The sequence below is a fragment of the Maricaulis sp. genome (assembly GCF_039978735.1).
Taxonomy (GTDB): domain Bacteria; phylum Pseudomonadota; class Alphaproteobacteria; order Caulobacterales; family Maricaulaceae; genus Maricaulis.
The window spans coordinates 25,424-43,939 of record NZ_JBDWAS010000056.1; the positions used below are offsets into that span (position 1 = coordinate 25,424).

General features: G+C 65.2%; 18 protein-coding genes. 4 read left to right on the top strand and 14 right to left on the bottom strand.

All coding sequences use genetic code 11. From position 1 onward, the window contains the following. The first annotated feature begins 10 nt into the window (after positions 1 to 10). Positions 11 to 910 (top strand): AraC family transcriptional regulator, encoded by a 900-nt coding sequence (locus ABJO18_RS16565; RefSeq protein ID WP_348509304.1) that lies wholly within the window; start codon positions 11 to 13, stop codon positions 908 to 910. Between the two features lie 154 nt (positions 911 to 1,064). Further along, a complete protein-coding gene (locus tag ABJO18_RS16570; protein WP_291888338.1) occupies positions 1,065 to 1,259 on the top strand; it encodes a superinfection immunity protein in 195 nt (64 codons plus the stop codon). A gap of 290 nt (positions 1,260 to 1,549) precedes the next feature. Here ABJO18_RS16570 and ABJO18_RS16575 read toward each other — a convergent pair whose 3' ends face one another. The 14 genes from ABJO18_RS16575 to hutI all read right to left on the bottom strand — a co-directional run bounded on the left by ABJO18_RS16575 (position 1,550) and on the right by hutI (position 16,294). Next, positions 1,550 to 2,224: a nitroreductase family protein gene (locus tag ABJO18_RS16575; RefSeq protein ID WP_348509303.1), complete on the bottom strand. Its 675-nt coding sequence runs from the start codon at positions 2,222 to 2,224 to the stop codon at positions 1,550 to 1,552. Between the two features lie 231 nt (positions 2,225 to 2,455). Next, the gene (locus ABJO18_RS16580; protein ID WP_348509302.1) at positions 2,456 to 2,878 is read right to left on the bottom strand and encodes a hypothetical protein; all 423 of its coding nucleotides are present in this window, start codon (positions 2,876 to 2,878) and stop codon (positions 2,456 to 2,458) included. A 2-nt stretch (positions 2,879 to 2,880) separates the two neighbouring features. Beyond that, on the bottom strand, positions 2,881 to 3,909 hold the full coding sequence (tdh, locus tag ABJO18_RS16585; RefSeq protein WP_348509301.1) for an L-threonine 3-dehydrogenase: 1,029 nt from the start codon (positions 3,907 to 3,909) through the stop codon (positions 2,881 to 2,883). Positions 3,910 to 3,928: 19 nt separating this feature from the next. Further along, on the bottom strand, positions 3,929 to 4,774 hold the full coding sequence (locus ABJO18_RS16590; RefSeq protein ID WP_348509300.1) for a hypothetical protein: 846 nt from the start codon (positions 4,772 to 4,774) through the stop codon (positions 3,929 to 3,931). Positions 4,775 to 5,035: 261 nt separating this feature from the next. Beyond that, complete coding sequence (locus tag ABJO18_RS16595) at positions 5,036 to 6,145, bottom strand: NAD(P)/FAD-dependent oxidoreductase (RefSeq protein ID WP_348516017.1); 1,110 nt, start codon at positions 6,143 to 6,145, stop codon at positions 5,036 to 5,038. Further along, positions 6,142 to 6,936: a hypothetical protein gene (locus tag ABJO18_RS16600; RefSeq protein WP_348509174.1), complete on the bottom strand. Its 795-nt coding sequence runs from the start codon at positions 6,934 to 6,936 to the stop codon at positions 6,142 to 6,144. Before ABJO18_RS16600 ends, ABJO18_RS16595 begins: the two co-directional genes overlap by 4 nt. 154 nt (positions 6,937 to 7,090) lie before the next feature. Continuing rightward, the gene (locus ABJO18_RS16605) at positions 7,091 to 8,269 is read right to left on the bottom strand and encodes a hypothetical protein (RefSeq protein WP_348516018.1); all 1,179 of its coding nucleotides are present in this window, start codon (positions 8,267 to 8,269) and stop codon (positions 7,091 to 7,093) included. Positions 8,270 to 8,458: 189 nt separating this feature from the next. Continuing rightward, positions 8,459 to 8,845, bottom strand: a complete 387-nt coding sequence (locus ABJO18_RS16610; protein ID WP_348509259.1) for a membrane protease subunit — start codon at positions 8,843 to 8,845, stop codon at positions 8,459 to 8,461. A gap of 478 nt (positions 8,846 to 9,323) precedes the next feature. Further along, on the bottom strand, positions 9,324 to 9,533 hold the full coding sequence (locus ABJO18_RS16615) for a hypothetical protein (protein ID WP_348509260.1): 210 nt from the start codon (positions 9,531 to 9,533) through the stop codon (positions 9,324 to 9,326). 30 nt (positions 9,534 to 9,563) lie between these two features. After that, entirely contained in the window at positions 9,564 to 10,766 is a 1,203-nt protein-coding gene (locus ABJO18_RS16620) for a glycine C-acetyltransferase (RefSeq protein WP_348509261.1), read from the bottom strand. 314 nt (positions 10,767 to 11,080) lie between these two features. Then, positions 11,081 to 12,751: a urocanate hydratase gene (gene hutU, locus ABJO18_RS16625; protein ID WP_348509262.1), complete on the bottom strand. Its 1,671-nt coding sequence runs from the start codon at positions 12,749 to 12,751 to the stop codon at positions 11,081 to 11,083. A 1-nt stretch (position 12,752) separates the two neighbouring features. Then, a complete protein-coding gene (gene hutG / locus ABJO18_RS16630) occupies positions 12,753 to 13,565 on the bottom strand; it encodes an N-formylglutamate deformylase (protein ID WP_348509263.1) in 813 nt (270 codons plus the stop codon). Further along, entirely contained in the window at positions 13,566 to 15,095 is a 1,530-nt protein-coding gene (gene hutH / locus ABJO18_RS16635) for a histidine ammonia-lyase (RefSeq protein WP_348509264.1), read from the bottom strand. It abuts the gene before it with no gap. Continuing rightward, a complete protein-coding gene (gene hutI, locus ABJO18_RS16640; protein ID WP_348509265.1) occupies positions 15,086 to 16,294 on the bottom strand; it encodes an imidazolonepropionase in 1,209 nt (402 codons plus the stop codon). Before hutI ends, hutH begins: the two co-directional genes overlap by 10 nt. Before the next feature lie 78 nt (positions 16,295 to 16,372). Between hutI and ABJO18_RS16645 the strand changes: the two genes are divergently transcribed. Continuing rightward, positions 16,373 to 17,740: a formimidoylglutamate deiminase gene (locus tag ABJO18_RS16645; RefSeq protein ID WP_348509266.1), complete on the top strand. Its 1,368-nt coding sequence runs from the start codon at positions 16,373 to 16,375 to the stop codon at positions 17,738 to 17,740. Next, on the top strand, positions 17,740 to 18,477 hold the full coding sequence (gene hutC / locus ABJO18_RS16650) for a histidine utilization repressor (protein WP_348516019.1): 738 nt from the start codon (positions 17,740 to 17,742) through the stop codon (positions 18,475 to 18,477). The genes ABJO18_RS16645 and hutC overlap by 1 nt, the downstream gene beginning before the upstream one ends. Positions 18,478 to 18,516 lie beyond the last annotated feature (39 nt).

An 18,516-nucleotide genomic window follows, 5' to 3' on the forward strand; every position in this document is an offset into this window, starting at 1 on the left:
GGAGCACCGCATGACCGACCTCGACACCCTGAAACACGACATGACCCGGCATGCCGACCGCATGGGCTTTGACGCCCAGCCGAACGCGACCGGTGTGCCCGGACTCGACCTTGTGCGCAGCCGGGCACCGACGCCGCTCGATATCGTCGACTACCGGCCGATTTTCTGCCTGGTCCTGCAAGGCGCCAAGCAGACCGTGATGGGCGATACCGCGCTCACTTTCGCCGCCGGCCAGACCCTGATCGTCGGCCTCGACCTGCCGACCACGGCGCGCATCGTCACGGCCAGTGCCCAAGCGCCCTATCTTTCGCTCGGCCTGGAGATCGATATCGCGCTGCTGCGCGAACTCATGGCCGGACTGCCACAGGACGCGCTGCCGCCACCGCGCGAGCAGTATCGCTGCTCCGCGATGACGGTGACCGCCGCCGACCCGGCCCTTGTCGATGCCATGGCGCGTCTTTACCGCCTGCACGACCAGCCGGACGATCTACCGGTCCTGGCACCGCTGACGATCCGGGAAATCCACTATCGCCTGCTGCGCAGCCCGGAGGCGCCACTCCTCGCCAGCCTGACCCGGCCGGACAGTCATGCCAGCCGCATCGCCCGCGCCATCGGGCGCATCCGCCGCGAGTTCGACACGGCCCTTCCCGTCGCCGATCTGGCGCGCGAGGCGGGCATGAGCGCCTCGGCCTTTCACGAGCATTTCCGCAGCCTGACCGGCACGACACCGCTGCAATACCAGAAGACGCTGCGCCTGATGGAGGCCCGCCGCCGGCTCACGGACACGGCCGAAAGCGTCTCGGCCATCGCCTTTGCCATCGGCTATGAAAGCCCGACCCAGTTCTCGCGCGAGTACAGCCGCCAGTTCGGCCGCCCGCCGCGTGCGGAACGGGCGCTCAGGACCGCCTGAAAGAGCCGGTTCCCCGGACATTCCCGAGGCCTCCAAAGAGAGGCGGGACGAAAATCCGTCCAATCCCCCCTTCCCCGCTATTGCGCTCTTCCGGGGGCGCTCATACATTCATATCGAAATTCGATATGAAGTGGAAACGGAGATGGAGATCGTCATGATGGGTGGAGCGGAGTTCGGCATCATCGCCTTGCTGCTGATGTTCCTGCCGACGCTGATCGCGCTCTTGCGCGGTCACGACAACACCTTTGCGATCTTCCTCACCAACCTGCTTCTGGGCTGGACGGTGATCGGCTGGGTGGTCGCACTGATCTGGTCGTTCACGGCAATCCGCCGGCGCATGCGGGCCTAGGGTTCCCCCAACCCCGAACGGGAAACCGGTTCCCTCACTCCCGGTTTCCCTGGCAAAAGCGCCCCGATCAGATAACGGTTGGTCGGCAAATCTAGCGCCCGGATCCTCCCCCGATCCGGGCGCTCTGTTTTTTTGAGGGTGATCAGTTGTGTGTTTCCCCCTCATCCGCCGCTTCGCGGCACCTTCTCCCCAGGGAGAAGGGGTGTTCTTGCGACACGCGGGATCGAAACTCCCTCTCCCTGGGGAGAGGGTTGGGGAGCGGGGGAAGACACCGCCATCGGCGGGTTCGCTCACAACCAGGTCGTGATCTCGTCCAGCGACTTCTTCACCAGCGCGTGTTCCGGCACGGTCGCGCCGTCGGCCGGATAGCCGCCGACGATCAGCATGTAGGGCTTTTCGGTCACCGGGCGCTCGCAGACCTCGTTGAGGAAGCGCATCGGGTTGGGTGTGTGGGTGAGCGTCACGAGCCCGGCCTCGTGCAGCGCCGCCAGCAGGAAGCCGCAGGCGATGCCGACGCTCTCATTGATGTAGTAATTCTTCTTGTCCTGCCCCGCGCGCTCGCCGCCGCGCTTCTGGGCGAAGACCGCGATCAGCACGGGCGCGGTTTCGAGAAACGGCTTGTCGGCATCCGTGCCCAGCGGCGCGAGCGCCTCGAGCCATTCCTCCGACGCCTTGCCGGCATAGAAGGCGCGTTCCTCGGCCTCGGCCGCCTCGCGCAGCGCCTTGCGGCGTTCAGCGTCGGTCAGAACGACGAAATGCCAGGGCTGGTGATTGGCACCGGACGGCGCCGAACCGGCGGCCAGGATGGCCTGTTCGACAATCGCGCGATCGACCGGACGGTCCGAATAATCGCGCACCGTGCGGCGGCGGCGGAGATTTTCCGTGAAGGCCGCAACCCGGGACGACATGTCCTCGGGCGCATATTCGACAAACCCTTCCAGCGGAACGCGTTTCTCGGCACCCATGATCAGCTCCAGTCCAATACTATATTGCCCGCCGTGAGGCTGGCTTGTGCGGTGATTTCGCGGGGCTCGGGCCGGTCGGAAAACCGCGAACCGTGTGGCGCATGTGCATTGAACCATATGACGCCTGCGAACGCCTAGGCGCATCAGTTTCTCGCAGACCGGGAAAGGCGAGTGGCGCGATCCGATGCCTCATGGGAAGGGTTTAACCGGTTCGGCGAGTATCTGCATGCGCTAAGCCGTCAGTGAAAGATGGTAAAACGTCAAAATGCCATACCAGGCGCCGCCATAGGGCAGCGCGGCGGCGGCGGACCAATGGCTCAGACCGGCTGAGTCTGCAGCTTTCAGATCAGCCGTCAGACGCGACAAGGGTATTGAGCTTGCGATCGCGAGAGCAACAGGCGGGAGGAAAAGGATCAGACCTGGCAGGATCCGATCAACAAGCGGCGCCTCCCCAGCTACAAAGATTTTCCAACCCAGAGCAAGAATAACCGCAACGGGCAAAAGCAGGATGCTGGACATCCCTTTCAGCGCCAGCCCGACGTGGATCAGGCCTGCGCGGAGAACCAGAAAGAAAAACAGAAAACTGATTGCCCCCATCATCAGTCCGGACACGAGCGCGACGGAACCTGTTTCTATCGCGTCCGCGACACCCATGATCACCCCCAGTCCAGGACCACCTTGCCCGACTTGCCCGCGCGCATGGCGTCGAAACCTTTCTGGAATTCGTCGGCGGCATAGCGGTGGGTGATGATGCGCGAGACGTCCAGACCGCTTTCGAGCATGGCGATCATCTTGTACCAGGTCTCGAACATCTCGCGGCCATAGACGCCCTTCAGTGTGATGGCCTTGAGGACGAGCTGGCCGAAATCCACCTCGATCGGCTTTGACGGCAGGCCGAGCATCGCGATCTTGCCCCCCATCACCATATTGTTGAGCATCGAGCCGAAAGCCTGCGGCGCGCCGGACATTTCCAGGCCCACATCGAAGCCTTCGGTCATCTTCAGCGCCTTGCGCACATCGCGCAGGTCTTCCTTCGAGACGTCGACCGTGCGGATATTCGGTGCGACCTGGCTGGCCAGGTGGAGACGATGCGTATTGATGTCGGTGAGCACGACATGGCGGGCGCCGACATGGCGCGCGATCGCCGCCGCCATGATGCCGATCGGTCCGGCACCGGTGATCAGCACGTCCTCGCCGATCATGTCGAACTGCAGCGCCGTGTGCACGGCATTGCCCAGCGGGTCGAGAATGGCGCCCATCTCGTCGGGCACCTCTTCCGGCAGCGGCACGACATTGAAGGCCGGCAGTTTCATGTATTCGGCAAAGGCGCCGGGAATGTTCACGCCGACGCCGCGCGTGTCGGGGTCGAGGTGGAAACGGCCTGCCCGCGCCGCGCGCGATGTGGCGCCCACGACATGGCCCTCGCCGGACACACGCTGGCCCACTTTCACGCGGGTCACATTGCCGCCGACCTCGACGATCTCGCCGGCATATTCATGGCCCACGACCATCGGTGTCGGCACATTCTTCGCGGCCCAGTCATCCCAGTTGTAGATGTGGATGTCGGTGCCGCAGATCGCGGTCTTGGTTATGCGGATCAGCACATCGTCCGGGCCGATCTTGGGCATCGGCACATCGTCCATCCAGATGCCTTCTTCCGGCTTGGCCTTGACCAGGGCTTTCATGACGTTTCCTCGACCTTTGCTAGCGGGTGCCCTTCTTGCGGGACCCTTTGGGCTTGGCGAGAAAATACATCACCGCAGCGGCGGGAAAAGTGAGCATGAATGGAATGAGCAGTATGCTCATGATTTCCGCGACATGCCCGTTCGAACCGGTCAGCCAGGTGAGGCAGATGGCGAAAGCGGCCAATGCAGGCGGCACCGCCAGCCAGCGCCGCCACTCATGCCAGACCGGCCGGCCGGAGAACCATAACAGGGCCGACAGCAGCACCGCATAGGTCGCCATCAGCGCCCATTTGATCCAGGTATCCTCGCGCAGGAATTCGATCCGGATCGGCAGGAAGCTGTCGAACACGAAGGAGGCCAGCTCCAGCGCCGGCGGAGCATTCTCGAACACTTCGTCCGACAGGCAGTCGCGCAGGACCGGATCCCCGGCCTGATCGTCCGGCACGGTCTGGGCGTTGCAATGCGGGTTCTCGACCTCGTCGAGAATATCGTCGATCGTGGCGTTCTCCTGCCAGTCCGCAACGATAGTCGCCACGGCCAGGCCGACGCCGAGAACGGCGAAGATATTGCCCCGCATCGCCATGCCCAGGAAGAGGCAGGCGGCCATGCCCGCATAGGCGATGGGGAAGAAGACATCGATGAACTGCACGTGCCGGATATAGTCGCGCATCTCCGCGCCGGCCTCGCCCTGCAGGAAGTCGAGATGCGCCACCTGCGTGGCGAATTCCAGGGCCAGGATGGGGGTGCTGAAACCGGAATGCAGCGGCACGGCCGGTTCCGGCGGCGTGCCGAAGGCCAGCGTCAGCAGGGTCGTTGCCAGCGCAAACAGGATGCAAAGCCCGAAGGCCCAACGCGATGGTGTCATGTCAGCCTCCCCGTCCCCGGCAGGATTTGGGCATGATCGGCGCGCCGCGACAAGGACTGCGTTTGCCGTTCAAAATTTTGTCATCCCGGCGGGATGGCCCGCGAAGGCGGGCCGCAGGGCCGGGAGCCATAGACTCGATATTGGCCAAAAGCGGGTTCGATAGCGGAGTCTGTCAGGCGTGAACCCGGATTATGGGTCCCGGACCTGCGCCAGCCCGAGGCCGGGCATTCATCCGGGATGACAGGGCTGCCGGTTCTGCGGCTACCCCTCTAGCATCCCGGCGACATACTCGCCGATGGCCAGCGAGGCCGTGAGCCCCGGGCTTTCAATGCCGAACAGCGTGACCAGGCCTTTCATGCCGTGCTGGCCGGCGCCGTCGATGCGCCAGTCCGGGTGCGGCTCGCCGGGGCCGTGCAGTTTGGGGCGGATACCGGCATAGTCGGGCACCAGAGCACCGTCGGGCAGGTCCGGCCAGAAACGGCGGATCGTGGCGTAGAAGGCCTCGCCGCGGGCCGGGTCGACGCTGTAATCCTCGGTCGCGACGAATTCCAGATCCGGCCCGAACCGCGCCTGCCCGCCCAGATCGCGGCGGTAATGCGTGCCCAGCGCGCCGGGAATGGGCAGCGGATAGACGAGGTGCCTGAACGGCGCCTTGCCGGCCATGGTGAAATAGACGCCCTTGCCCAGATGCAGCGGCGGGATCGCATCGGCCGGATAGGTCTCCACCGTGCCGGCCGCCGCCTGGGCACCCAGACCGGCCGCGATCACCAGATGGCGCGCCGTGACCTCCGTCGCATGATCGCCGCCCGTACGGATCGCAAAACCGCCGACCTCCAGCGGCCGGGCGCCTGCGAACGACGTGTTGACCGCAATCGCCCCGCCCCGGGCAGAAATCTCGCCGGCCAGCGCATCCATATAGCCATGGGCATCCATAACGCCGCTGGTCTGCGAGAGAAGCGCTGCCTCGGCCCGCAGCCCCGGCTCCAGCGCCCGCGCCTCGGCGCGGGTCAGGCGCTGCATGCCCTCCACACCGTTCGCCTCAGCCTGGTCGAGGATGGCATCCAGCCGCTCGATCTCGTGCGGCTCGGTCGCCACGACCAGCTTGCCGCAACGTTCATGCGCTACATGATGGCTGGCGAGGAAATCATGGAGCTTGCGGCGCCCCTCGACGCACAGCCGCGCCTTCAGCGAACCCGTGGGATAGTAGAGCCCGCCATGGATCACCTCGGAATTGCGCGAGGAGACGCCCTGCCCGATCGCCTTTTCCTTCTCCAGCACGATCGTCTCGAAACCGCGCTGGACCAGGGCATAGGCACAGGCCAGCCCGACAGCCCCGGCCCCGATGATGATGGCGTCCGTATCGTGGGTCATGCGGTTTCTGGCGCAAGCGATGAACCGGCGCGCCAGCCGTGAAGGCTCAGCACTGTGAATGTCGACACCGTCAGGACCAGTACGGCGAGTCCCGTGACAAGACTCCACCCCGCTATCGCTGCAGCCGCCACTGTCAGGGCGAGCATGGCCGGCGGGACAGGCGCCCAGACAGGCAAGGCCGTTCGCAGGAGGTTGAACAGCGTAATCTGCGACAGCGCGATGCCGAAGAAGAACCAGAATGCGCCGGGCTGGCCTAAAACAGACCGGACGAGAAACCCGTCAAGACGCGGCTGATAGCGCGCCGCGATATTGACCCGCCCGTTTGCTCCCAGACAGGTTTCCGGTTCGCTGCGCGCCATTTCGACATTGCAGGGCCGCGGCTTCAGGGCGTTCGCCGTCGCCTCGATACTGCTTTCGGCGAGCAAGGCTCCGAAAGAAGTCATCGCCCAGGTAGCCAGGATCACCACCCACGGCAGACAGGCATCCCGAAAGCGCCAGGCTCGCTCGCGGTGGAGCAATGCCAGCAAGGCGAGCGGCAATGCGATGATGGCGGGATATAGCAGGCCGGCCCTAGTCTCGAAGCCCGCCAGAACCTGACCGGCTGCCGCGGAAAGCCCCGGCCCTGTGCCGTCATCGCCCGCAAAGAAGGCCTGCGCCAGCGGGAGCCATATCTTTTTCCCGGCACCGTCGGCAGAGAGCGGAAAAGCCAGCAGGACAATGAGCAGCGCGCCTGCCGCAGGCGGCAGCAAACGCCAGAGCCAAACAAAAGTGCGTGCCTGTTGCGGCTGCATATCCCCTCCCGAATCCGGCGCATTGGCCGTCCTCGAAAGAAAACTAGATGACGCAGCGCGCCTTGCCCACCTCGACCATCGTCCGCGGCCAGAAAAGCGAAAGGCCGCCCCGCTTTCACGCAGGGCGGCCTCATTTCTGTGTCGACGCGGGCGGTCAGCCTTCGGCGGCGCTGACCGGCGGGAAGATGCGGCCGAGGGGGCCGTCCTGCGGAATGGGCAGCAGCAGGATCCGGCGCACCGGGTTCCAGGCCGCGCCCAGCAGGACAACGATCCCGCCCAGCACCAGCAGCGTCACGGCGACGACCACGCCGGCGCCCAGATCGGTCGAATTGACGATGACGCCGATCGACACGCCCGCAGTGACCAGACCGGAGACGATCAGCGCACGCCGGTTGATCAGCAGCGAGACCAGCGCGAACAGGCCGATCACCACCAGAGCGGTCACCGCAAGGCGCATCGCCTCGGCACTGTCGGCCGCCAGCGCGGCAAACAGGTTGATCGCGTCAGGGTTCGCGAAATCGCTCTCGTCGAGCGTGAGGCCGACCTGCGCCATGTTGAGCACGGCGCCCAGCAGGATCGGCGCGGCGAAGAAATGCAGCCAGAAGGCCGTGCCGGACAGGCGCGTTTCACGGCCCGGGTCGCGGGCATCGAACAGGATCCCGGTCGCCAGCAGGGCGGCACCGGCGGCGACATTGATCGCCGGCATCCAGACGATGGCCGTATAGGGCTCGATGACCAGCAGGGTCAGCACGGCCGTCATCACCGCGCCCGCCCCGACCAGACCTCCGGCAAACGGCAGGCGGTAGACGCGATAGTAAGCGATCATCGGCAGCACGAAGGCGAGGCCGAACACGACCGGCATGACGCGCACCGAAAGCGGGATCTGCGACACGACCGCCATCACCGCTTCGCGGCCGAAGGCCATGTTGTCGGCGCTCTCGCTGCCCAGCTCGAAACTGCTTTCGGAAATGCCCGTGACGTGGATCAGGAACTGCGCATAGCCCCAGACCAGCACGATGGCGGTCGCAACACCGAACACGCCCGACAGGACGATGCCCGGCAGGATGCGGCGCTGTTTGCCGACCAGAAGCGCGGAGAGGAACCAGGCGAACACGGCGATACCGCCGATCAGCGCCATCAATATGTTCTGCCAGGCCTGGCTGCCTTCGGCCATGTCGAGCCCGGCCATCACCTGGCCGGCGCCGACGCCGAGCCCGCCCAGCAGGATCAGCACGCCGAGCGTGGTGAAGATGTCGTGGAAATTATTGAGGAAGGGCAGCATCTCGTCGGAAGGACGGGCGCTGCTGGCGCGTATTTCGCTGGTATCCGTCATATCGGTCCCCTGTGTCACCGTTACCCGTGTGATGCCCCCAAGCGATCATTCGGATGCAGGAATTCGCCACAAGGGCGAAACTGCCGGACAATACTAGCGCCATTCGGGCAAAGGGGCAGCGGGAAACCGATGGCGCCCGTCCCCTCAGCAAGACGCCGGCACCGCTGCAACGGTACCGGCGTGTCCGGCCTATTCGGCCAGGTGACGGCTGGCTTCCAGGATCGGCAGCCCGGCCTCGGTCGGGATGTAGATCACATCCTGGCCGTTCTCGCCCAGCGACTGGATCCACAGATAGCGCAGATAACCTTCCGGACCGCCCAGGCCCTCGGCCACGATGGCATTGGCTTCGGCGACACCATGGGCGCGCGCAATCTCGGCCTGGGCATTCAGCTCCTCGGCCTCCAGGCGCGCCTGGGCCTCGAGCACGGCGATACGGCGGTTCTGCTCGGCGCGGACCAGTTCGGCCCGGCCGGCCAGTTCCTGCTGCCAGACACCATACTGGGGCAGCCCCCACATCAGGGCACCGACAGACACGGCAAGGATGGCAGCACCGCTAACAAGCAGACTGAGTTTCATACGTCCCTCCATTCCAGCTAAACTCTTGAACACCAAGACGTTAGCCGGAAAACCCATAGGGAATTAGAGGGATTGCGCCCCGCCGAATCCGGGAGGGATTGGCGGGTCTGGAATCCGGGGTCAGATCTATTCGGGCGGGTCAATACGCTCGATCTGGACATTTCCGGGACCAGTTATCGTGAACTCCGTTGTATTCGAAGAGTCTTCAACAACCAAGAAATTCATTACAAAAAACGCAACAACACAAACAAAAAACACAAAACCGAAAAGAGCTGACAAACTTATTCTATACATTTGCTGAACAGCCATGAAAGTTTTAATTACAAAATTCTTGCGTTCATAAATTTTGAAATACGGACTGACTCCAAATTTTAGCGGGTCTCGATCACTGTATCCTGAAAAGTCCTCGAACTCATCTTTTCCGTCAATTCTAACGGCTATATCTCTGGATCTCATAATATAATGATTCTGAAATGTTTTATAAACTCCAGCGCAATACCAAAATGCTATAACCGCCAAAAAACGCTAGAACAATAATTGCAGGCTCCTTTGCTTGCATTGCAACAGCCAATATTGCTGTAACAGAAACAACGGCCCAATTCTTTATCTGCACGATAAACGCGTCGTACGACTGTATCTGGGCTTCAGTAACCTTGTACTCCTCCAAGAGGACATCATTCTCGCTCATGTTCCCCCCAAAAACCGCTACAACAGAATGCTAGATCACCCCCATCGCCTTGCCCACCCTGGTGAAGGCGGCGACGGCACGGTCGATCATCTCCGGCGTGTGGGCGGCGGACATCTGGGTGCGGATGCGGGCCTTGCCCTTGGGCACCACCGGATAGAAGAAGCCGATCACATAGACGCCCTCCTCCATCAGTTTCGCCGCCATTTCCTGGGCCAGTTTCGCATCGCCCAGCATCACCGGAATGATCGGGTGCTCGCCCGGCAGGAGATCGAAACCGGCCTCGCTCATGCCGGCGCGGAAGCGTTTGGCATTGTCGAACAGGCGCGCGCGCAGATCGTCGCCCTCAGCCACCATATCCAGCGCCTTCAGCGAGGCGCCTGCAATCGCCGGTGCCAGAGAATTGGAGAAGAGATAGGGCCGCGAGCGCTGGCGCAGCATGTCGACGATTTCCTTGCGCGCCGCGGTGAAGCCGCCCATCGCCCCGCCCAGCGCCTTGCCCAGCGTGCCGGTGACGATGTCGATCTCGCCGAAAACACCGCAATGTTCCGGCGTGCCGCGGCCTTGTGAGCCCATGAAGCCGTGGGCGTGGCAATCATCCACCATGGTCAGCGCGTCATACTGTTTCGCCAGCCGCACGATCTCCGGCAGATTGGCGATGTAGCCGTCCATGGAAAAGACGCCGTCGGTGACGATCAGGATGTGGCGCGCGCCATCGGCCCGCGCCTGTTTCAGCTGGGTCTCCAGGTCGGCCATGTCCGAATTGGCATAGCGATAGCGCTTCGCCTTGCACAGGCGCACACCGTCGATGATGGAGGCATGGTTCAGCGCGTCGGAGATGATCGCATCCTCCGGCCCCAAAAGCGGTTCGAACACGCCGCCATTCGCGTCGAAAGCCGCCGCATAGAGGATGGCGTCCTCGCAGCCGGCGAATTCGGCGATCTTTGCTTCCAGCTGTTTGTGCAGATCCTGGGTGCCGCAGATGAAGCGCACCGAGGCGACGCCGAAACCATGACTGTCCAGCGTCGCCTTCGCCGCCTCGATCAGCTCCGGCCGGTTGGCCAGGCCGAGATAGTTGTTGGCGCAGAAATTGATGACATGGCTCTCATCGCCATTCGCCCGCACATCGATCTCGGAGAATTGCTGCGAGGTGATGATCCGCTCGCGCTTGTAGAGCCCGTCCGCCTCGATGTTTTCCAGCTCGGCACGAAGATCGGCAAAAAAGGCGTCGGACATTGTGGGGCTCCTTGAGGATTCGTTGCCTTGTTTCTATTGCTCCCGATTTCCATTGTCATCCCGGCCTATGGATCGTCACCCTGACGAAAGTCAGGGCCCAGATCACAAAGCGCGATCGCGCCAATCGGGTTGTCGCTGCGCTCTACGATCTGGGTTCCGGCTTTCGCCGGAATGACGGTGGTGGACGTGGACTATTCTACCAATTCCCCCGGACGTGTTCCGGGGTCTGGCGTTGTCGACAACTTCGCATGACGGCCCACGCCGCCGGGCCCCGGAATTCGCTCTGCTCCTCCGGGGAAAGTGGCTGTGTAAGTTTACACCACGCTCGGCAGATCCAGCCCCTGCTCCTTTGCGCAATCCTTCGCGATGTCATACCCCGCATCGGCATGGCGCATCACGCCCGTGCCCGGATCGTTCCACAGCACGCGGCCGACGCGTTCGGCGGCTTCCGGTGTGCCGTCGGCCATGACGACCTGGCCGGAATGCAGGGAATAGCCCATGCCGACCCCGCCGCCATGATGCAGCGAGACCCAGGTGGCGCCGGAGGCGGTGTTGAGCAGCGCGTTGAGAAGCGGCCAGTCGGCGACGGCGTCGGAGCCGTCCATCATGCCCTCGGTTTCCCGGTTGGGGCTGGCGACCGAGCCTGAATCGAGGTGGTCGCGGCCGATCACGACGGGCGCCGAAAGCTCGCCCTTTGCCACCATCTCGTTGAAGGCCAGGCCCAGCTTGTGCCGTTCGCCCAGCCCGACCCAGCAGATCCGCGCCGGCAGACCCTGGAAGCGGATGCGCTCGCGCGCCATGTCGAGCCAGCGATGCAGGTGCGGATTGTCCGGGATGAGTTCCTTCACCTTGGCGTCGGTCTTGTAGATATCCTCCGGATCGCCCGACAGCGCCGCCCAACGGAACGGGCCGATGCCGCGGCAGAAGAGCGGGCGGATATAGGCCGGCACGAAACCGGGGAAATCGAAGGCGTTCGCAACGCCCTCATCCTGGGCCATCTGGCGAATATTATTGCCATAATCGAGCGTCGGGATGCCCATCTCCCAGAAGTCGAGCATCGCCCTTACCTGCACGGCCATCGAGGCCTTGGCGGCTTTCTCGACGGCGGCGGGATCGCTCTCGCGCTTCTCGTCCCATTCGGCCAGCGTCCAGCCGGCGGGCAGATAGCCATTGACCGGATCGTGGGCCGAGGTCTGGTCGGTGACCATGTCCGGCCTGATGCCGCGCCTGACGAGTTCCGGGAAGACCTCGGCGGCATTGCCCAGCAGGCCGACCGAGACGGCTTCCTTCTTCGCGACGGCCTCGTTGATGATGGCCATGGCCTCGTCCAGCGTGTCGGCCTTGCGGTCGAGATAGCCGGTCTTCAGACGCATCTCGATCCGGCTCGGCTGGCATTCCACGGCCAGCATGGAGGCGCCCGCCATGGTCGCGGCAAGCGGCTGGGCGCCGCCCATCCCGCCCAGACCGCCGGTCAGGATCCAGCGGCCGGCCAGATCGCCGTCATAGTGCTGGCGGCCGGCCTCGACGAAGGTCTCGTAGGTGCCCTGAACGATGCCCTGCGAGCCGATATAGATCCACGACCCGGCCGTCATCTGGCCGTACATCATGAGCCCCTTCTTATCGAGCTCGCGGAAATGGTCCCAGTTTGCCCAGTGGGGCACGAGATTGGAGTTGGCGATCAGCACGCGCGGCGCGTCCCTGTGGGTGCGGAACACGCCCACCGGCTTGCCGGACTGGACCAGCAGCGTCTCGTCTTCCTTCAACCGTTTCAGGGTCGCAACGATCCGGTCGAAACTCTCCCAGTCGCGCGCGGCCCGGCCGATCCCGCCATAGACGACCAGTTCTTCCGGCTTCTCGGCCACTTCAGGGTCGAGATTGTTCATCAGCATACGCAGCGGCGCCTCGGCCGCCCAGTGGGTGGCGTCGAGTTCGCTGCCGTGCCTGGCGCGGATGATGCGGGAATTGTCGCGGCGGGTCTGGGTCAACTTACTTTACCTCTCCGGAATAGAGCATCGCGGCCGCCTTCAGGGCCGCCTTCATTGTGTCCTTGAGCGCCAGGCGCAGCCTGCCCGCCTTGTCTTCGCTGAATGTCCAGGGCTCGCCCTCGTCCATGTAGGCCGACTGGGCGAGTTCCATCTGCAGGGCATGCACGTTGAGCCCCGGGCGGCCATAGGCGCGCGTGATCCAGCCGCCCTTGAAGCGGCCGTTGACGATGGAGGCATAGTCCTCGTGATCCATCATCGCCTTCACCGCCCAGCGCTCGATGGTCCGGTCGCAGCTCTCCCCGCCATTCGTGCCCAGATTGAGATCCGGCAGCACGCCCTCGAACAGGCGCGGCACTTCATCGAGGATGGAATGCGCGTCCCACAGCACGACATAGCCGTGCTCCATGCGCACCTTGACGATCATCTCGGTCAGGGCGCGGTGGTAGGGATCGTAGTACTCGGTGCGGCGCTGTTCGATCTCGTCCTCGTCCGGCTCCTCGCCCGGCCGGTAGACCGGCGACCCGTCGAACAATGTCGTCGGCACCAGTTCCGTCGTGGCCTGGCCGGGATAGAGCGAGGCGCCCGTCGGGTCGCGATTGAGATCGATGACATAGCGCGAATGGGTGGCTCGGATCGTGCTGGCGCCGAGTTCGTCGAGAAAATCGTAGAGTTCCGGCACATGCCAGTCCGTGTCCGGCAGGCCGCGTGCCGCCCCGGTCATCCGCTCGGCCATTCCGTCGGGCAGATGGGTTCCCGAATGCGGCATGGACACGATCAGCGGCGAGCTTCCGCGTTTCTCGAAGAAGACATTCATCTAGGCAATCCCGGGCAATTCACCCGCTGCCGCGACGAGCCCCCTGCCCGTCACCAGGCGGCGGGCACTGGCGATATCGGACGCAAAATAGCGGTCGTCGCCGTAGGCGGGAACCGCCTCGCGCAAACATCTCCGCACGGCCTCGAGCCGCGGCGATGAGGTCAGCCCGTGGTGGAACTCCATCCCCTGCACGGCGGACAGCGTCTCGATCGCCACCACATTGTGCAGGTTCTCCGCCATTTTCAGGAGGCGGAAGGCGCCATGCGTGGCCATGGAGACATGGTCTTCCTGGTTGGCCGAGGTTGGAATGCTGTCGACCGAGGCCGGATACGCCTTCTGCTTGTTCTCCGAGACCAGCGCCGCGGCCGTGACATGGGCGATCATGAAGCCGGAATTGATGCCCGGATTGGGCGTCAGGAAAGCCGGCAGGCCGGAAACGGCCGGATCGGTCAGCAGCGCCACGCGCCGCTCGCAGATCGAGCCGATCTCGCAGGCCGCCATGGCGATCTGGTCGGCGGCGAAAGCCACCGGTTCGGCGTGGAAATTGCCGCCGGAGATCGCTTCGCCGGTATCGGTGAAGACCAGCGGATTGTCGGTGACGGCATTGGCTTCGCGTTCCAGCACCTGGCCGGCCTGGCGCAGAAGGTCCAGCACGGCGCCCATCACCTGTGGCTGGCAGCGCAGGCAGTACGGGTCCTGGATCTTGTCGCAATTCTCGTGGCTGGCGAGGATGCCGGACCCTTCGAGCAAACCGCGCAGCGCGCCCGCCACATCGATCTGGCCGGGATGACCGCGCAGCTGGTGGATGCGCGGATCGAACGGCGCCACCGAGCCCTTGGCCGCCTCGACCGACAGCGCGCCGGACAGCAGCGCCGCCTGGAAACCGCTTTCCACCTCGAACAGGCCGGCCAGTGCCAGCGCCGTCGAAGCCTGGGTCCCGTTCAGAAGCGCCAATCCTTCCTTGGGGCCCAGCCGGACCGGTTCCAGCCCGGCCTTTTTCAGCGCGTCCGCAGCCGGCAGGCGCTCGCCCTTGTACGTCGCCTCGCCGGCGCCGATCAGGGCGGCGGACATGTGGGCCAGCGGTGCGAGATCGCCCGAGGCCCCGACCGAGCCCTGGGACGGGATCACCGGCAGCACGCCGGTGTCCAGCATCGCCTGGATCGCCGCGATCGTGGTCCAGCGCACGCCCGAGGCACCGCGGGCCAGCGACGCCATTTTCAGCGCCAGGATCAGGCGTACGACCGGTTCGGGCAGCGCATCGCCGACGCCGGCGGCATGCGACAGCACCAGTCTTTCCTGCAGCGTCGCCAGTTCCTCATTGGCGATCCGGGTCTGGGCCAGCTTGCCGAAACCGGTATTGAGCCCGTAGACCGCCCGGCCCGAAGCGATGAGATCGTCGACAGTCTGCGCAGCGGCATCGACATCCGCTTTCGCGGCCGGATCGATGGTCACGCCGGCACCGCGCCAGATTGCGGCCCAGTCGGCCAGGGTCATCCTGCCGGGGGTTACGGTCACCGAACTCACAGCCATTCTCCTCCCAGGATACGGCCATGCAGGGGCCGTTTTCCGATCCATTGAACCAGTTCCGCCGGACGCTCGATGTCCCAGACAGCCAGATCCGCCACCTTGCCGGCCTCGATCGTGCCGATCTCGCCGGCTAGACCCAGCGCCCGTGCGCCCTCGCGGGTAATGCCGGCGATCGCCTCCTCCACGGTCAGGTGGAAGAGCGTGCAGGCCATGTTGGCGGCCGTCAGCAGCGAGACGAGCGGCGAGGTGCCCGGATTGGCGTCGGTCGCCACGGCCATCGGCACACCGGCCGCGCGCATCGCCTCGACCGGCGGTCTTTGCGTCTCGCGCAGGGCATAGAAGGCGCCGGGCAGCAGCACGCCCACCGTGCCCGCCCTGCCCATCGCGGCAATGCCCGCCTCATTCGTGTATTCGATATGGTCCGCCGACAGGCCGCCGAACTCGGCGACCAGCTGGCCGCCGCCGGTATCGGAGAGCTGGTCGGCATGCAGTTTCACCGGCAGGCCGGCCGCCTTGGCGGCAATGAACAGGCGGCGCGTCTCTTCCGGCGAGAAGGCAATGGCCTCGCAATAGGCGTCGACCGCATCGGCCAGACCCGTCCGCGCGGCCTCGCGCACCAGCGGGATGCAGACCTCGTCGATATAGGCGCCCGAGCGGCCCTCATACTCCACCGGCACGGTGTGCGCCGCCAGCAGGGTCGCGGAAATGCGCATGCCTGAGGCCAGGCCGACGCCGCGCGCCGCCTTCAGCTGCGCCAGCTCGCTGTCATGCGTGAGGCCATAGCCCGACTTGATCTCGACCGTACCGACACCCTCCTGGGCATAGGCATCCAGCCGCGACAGCGCCCCGGCAGCCAGCTCGGCCGCACCGGCCTTGCGCGTCGCCTCGACCGTCTTGCGGATCCCGCCGCCCGCGCGGGCGATGGCGGCATAATCCTCGCCCGCCAGCTTGCGCTCATACTCGTCCGAGCGGTCGCCGGCGAAGACGAGATGGGTGTGACAGTCGACCAGGGCCGGCGTGATCCAGCGCCCGTCCATATTCTCGGTGACAGCGGCCTCGCCCGGCACTTGCGACATGGGCCCGGCCCAGGCGATGCGGTCGCCAGAAATCCCGATCGCGCCGCCCTCGATAGCGCCATAGGCGGCACCGCCCGGCACCATTGTCGCCAGGCGCGCATTCGTGAGAAGACGGTCGAATTGCATGGGACGGCCTTTGCATGCGGCTAATTGTCTATACAATAAAATCCTCAAACCGAGTCTGTCCAGCGGGGTCATGCCGCCATGGCTGAATTTTACTGCCAGTCCGCCCTCCTGCCCGATGGCTGGGCCGATGGCGTTACGATCCGTGTCGACGAAGCCGGCCTGATCGCCGATATCCGTCCCGGCACATCGCCCGCCAAGGACGCGACCCGGCTGGGCACTGTGGTGCCGGGCCTCGCCAATCTGCACTCGCACAGCTTCCAGCGCGCCATGGCCGGCCTCACCGAGCGCCGTGGCGAGGGCGAGGACAGTTTCTGGTCCTGGCGGCAATTGATGTACGCCTTCAACGACCGCCTCACCCCGGACCATGTCGAGGCGATTGCCGCCTGGGTGCAGGTGGAGATGCTGGAGAGCGGTTTCACCTCTGCCGGCGAGTTCCACTATCTCCATCACGGCCCCGACGGCACGCCCTATGACGACCGCGCCGAGATGGCCGGGCGGATCTGCGCCGCCGCCGCCTCAACCGGTATCGCCCTCACCCTGCTGCCCGTCTATTACCGCTATAGCGGTTTCAACGCCGCCCCGGCCAGCCATGGCCAGCGGCGCTTCCTGCACGATCCGGACAGCTATGCCGCCCTCATCGAGGCTGCGCGGAGGCATGTCGCAGCCCTGCCCCATGCGCGACTGGGCCTGGCGCCGCACTCCCTGCGCGCCGCCCCCGTTAAGGATATTTCTGCCATTCTGCCACTTGTGGAAAACGCCCCGCTCCACATCCATATTGCCGAGCAGACACAAGAGGTTGAGGACTGTCTCGCCGCGACGGGACAGCGCCCGGTCGCCCATCTGATGGACCATGTCGCGGTTAACGCCGACTGGTGCCTCGTCCACGCGACCCATATGGGCGCCGATGAAACAACCGCCCTCGCCCGCTCCGGCGCCGTGGCCGGCCTGTGCCCGCTCACCGAGGCCAATCTGGGCGACGGGCTCTTTCCGGCGCGGGCCTATCTCGAGGCCGGCGGCCGGATCGGTATCGGCTCGGACAGCCATATCCGCATCGATCTTGCCGAGGAGCTGCGCCTGCTGGAATACGGCGTCCGCCTGACCGCCCGCCGCCGCAATGCCCTCGCCGCCCCCGGCCGCTCGACCGGCCGCACCCTGTTCGAGGCCGCCCTCGCCGGCGGGGCCCGGGCCCTGAAACAGCCCGCCGCCGGTCTCACCCCTGGCCAGCGCGCCGATTTCGTCGAACTGGACACGGAAAATCCGCATCTGACGGGACGATCTGCGGACGCCTTGCTGGACAGCTGGATATTCTGCGGCGACAAGGGGTGTGTCCGCTCGGTGCATGTCGGAGGGCAGGCGCAGGTGACAGCAGGCCGCGCCCGGGCGCGCGAAAGCGCGCTCGCCGCCTATCGCACCGCCATTGCGGACCTGCTGCACGGAGGGGGCTGATGCCGCAGATCGAGGCCATCGAACTGGACGGACACGGACCGGTCTACGACCAGATCAAGCGCGCCGTGACGGCGCAGATCCGGTCCGGGGCGTGGAAGCCGGGCGACCGCCTGCCCTCGGAAGCCGACCTGTCCCGATCGCTCGCCACGGCCCGCATGACGGTCAACCGCGCCCTGCGTGAGCTGACCGAGGACGGCCTGCTGGTCCGCCGCCGCCGCGCCGGGACCTTCGTGGCCCAGCCAGACGCCCCCGCCGCCCTGCTGAAGATCGTCGACATGGCCAAGGCCATTCCCGCTCGCGGCCAGGCCTATGGCTATATCTGCGAGACCGACGATACGGTGCCCGCCTCGCCCGGGATCGCGAAAGCCATGCGCCTGCCGCCCGGCGCCCGCCTGCAGCATGTGGAATGCCTGCACACGGCCGATGGCGAGATCGTCGAGTTCGAGGAACGCTGGATCAATCTCGCCCTTCTGCCCGGCGCCGCCCAGGCCGGTTTCGACACGGAAGGCCCCGGCGGCTGGCTGCTGCGCGCCGCACCCTGGACCGAAGCCGAACACACGGTCTCCGCCGTCAATGCCGATGCAGACCTGGCCCGCCGTCTCGGCGTCGAGCCCGGCGCGGCCTGCCTGGTGCTGGAACGCCGCACCTTCCAGGGCCAGGACGTCGTCACCTATGCCCGCCTCACCCATCCCGGCTCACGCCACTCGATGACCGAACGCTTCAGCCCGCAGGGATGAGGCGCACCACGCTGTCATCCCGGATGGATGCCCGGCCTT

Excerpts from the sequence above, each read along its gene's own strand:
- ABJO18_RS16610 (WP_348509259.1), bottom strand. The coding sequence starts at position 8,845 with ATGAAACTCAGTCTGCTTGTTAGCGGTGCTGCCATCCTTGCCGTGTCT.
- ABJO18_RS16615 (WP_348509260.1), bottom strand. The coding sequence starts at position 9,533 with ATGAGCGAGAATGATGTCCTCTTGGAGGAGTACAAGGTTACTGAAGCC.
- ABJO18_RS16645 (WP_348509266.1), top strand. The coding sequence starts at position 16,373 with ATGGCTGAATTTTACTGCCAGTCCGCCCTCCTGCCCGATGGCTGGGCC.
- ABJO18_RS16600 (WP_348509174.1), bottom strand. The coding sequence starts at position 6,936 with ATGCAGCCGCAACAGGCACGCACTTTTGTTTGGCTCTGGCGTTTGCTG.
- hutG (WP_348509263.1), bottom strand. The coding sequence starts at position 13,565 with ATGAATGTCTTCTTCGAGAAACGCGGAAGCTCGCCGCTGATCGTGTCC.
- hutI (WP_348509265.1), bottom strand. The coding sequence starts at position 16,294 with ATGCAATTCGACCGTCTTCTCACGAATGCGCGCCTGGCGACAATGGTG.
- ABJO18_RS16590 (WP_348509300.1), bottom strand. The coding sequence starts at position 4,774 with ATGACACCATCGCGTTGGGCCTTCGGGCTTTGCATCCTGTTTGCGCTG.
- ABJO18_RS16580 (WP_348509302.1), bottom strand. The coding sequence starts at position 2,878 with ATGGGTGTCGCGGACGCGATAGAAACAGGTTCCGTCGCGCTCGTGTCC.
- tdh (WP_348509301.1), bottom strand. The coding sequence starts at position 3,909 with ATGAAAGCCCTGGTCAAGGCCAAGCCGGAAGAAGGCATCTGGATGGAC.
- hutH (WP_348509264.1), bottom strand. The coding sequence starts at position 15,095 with ATGGCTGTGAGTTCGGTGACCGTAACCCCCGGCAGGATGACCCTGGCC.
- ABJO18_RS16595 (WP_348516017.1), bottom strand. The coding sequence starts at position 6,145 with ATGACCCACGATACGGACGCCATCATCATCGGGGCCGGGGCTGTCGGG.
- ABJO18_RS16605 (WP_348516018.1), bottom strand. The coding sequence starts at position 8,269 with ATGACGGATACCAGCGAAATACGCGCCAGCAGCGCCCGTCCTTCCGAC.
- ABJO18_RS16565 (WP_348509304.1), top strand. The coding sequence starts at position 11 with ATGACCGACCTCGACACCCTGAAACACGACATGACCCGGCATGCCGAC.
- hutC (WP_348516019.1), top strand. The coding sequence starts at position 17,740 with ATGCCGCAGATCGAGGCCATCGAACTGGACGGACACGGACCGGTCTAC.
- ABJO18_RS16575 (WP_348509303.1), bottom strand. The coding sequence starts at position 2,224 with ATGGGTGCCGAGAAACGCGTTCCGCTGGAAGGGTTTGTCGAATATGCG.
- ABJO18_RS16570 (WP_291888338.1), top strand. The coding sequence starts at position 1,065 with ATGATGGGTGGAGCGGAGTTCGGCATCATCGCCTTGCTGCTGATGTTC.
- ABJO18_RS16620 (WP_348509261.1), bottom strand. The coding sequence starts at position 10,766 with ATGTCCGACGCCTTTTTTGCCGATCTTCGTGCCGAGCTGGAAAACATC.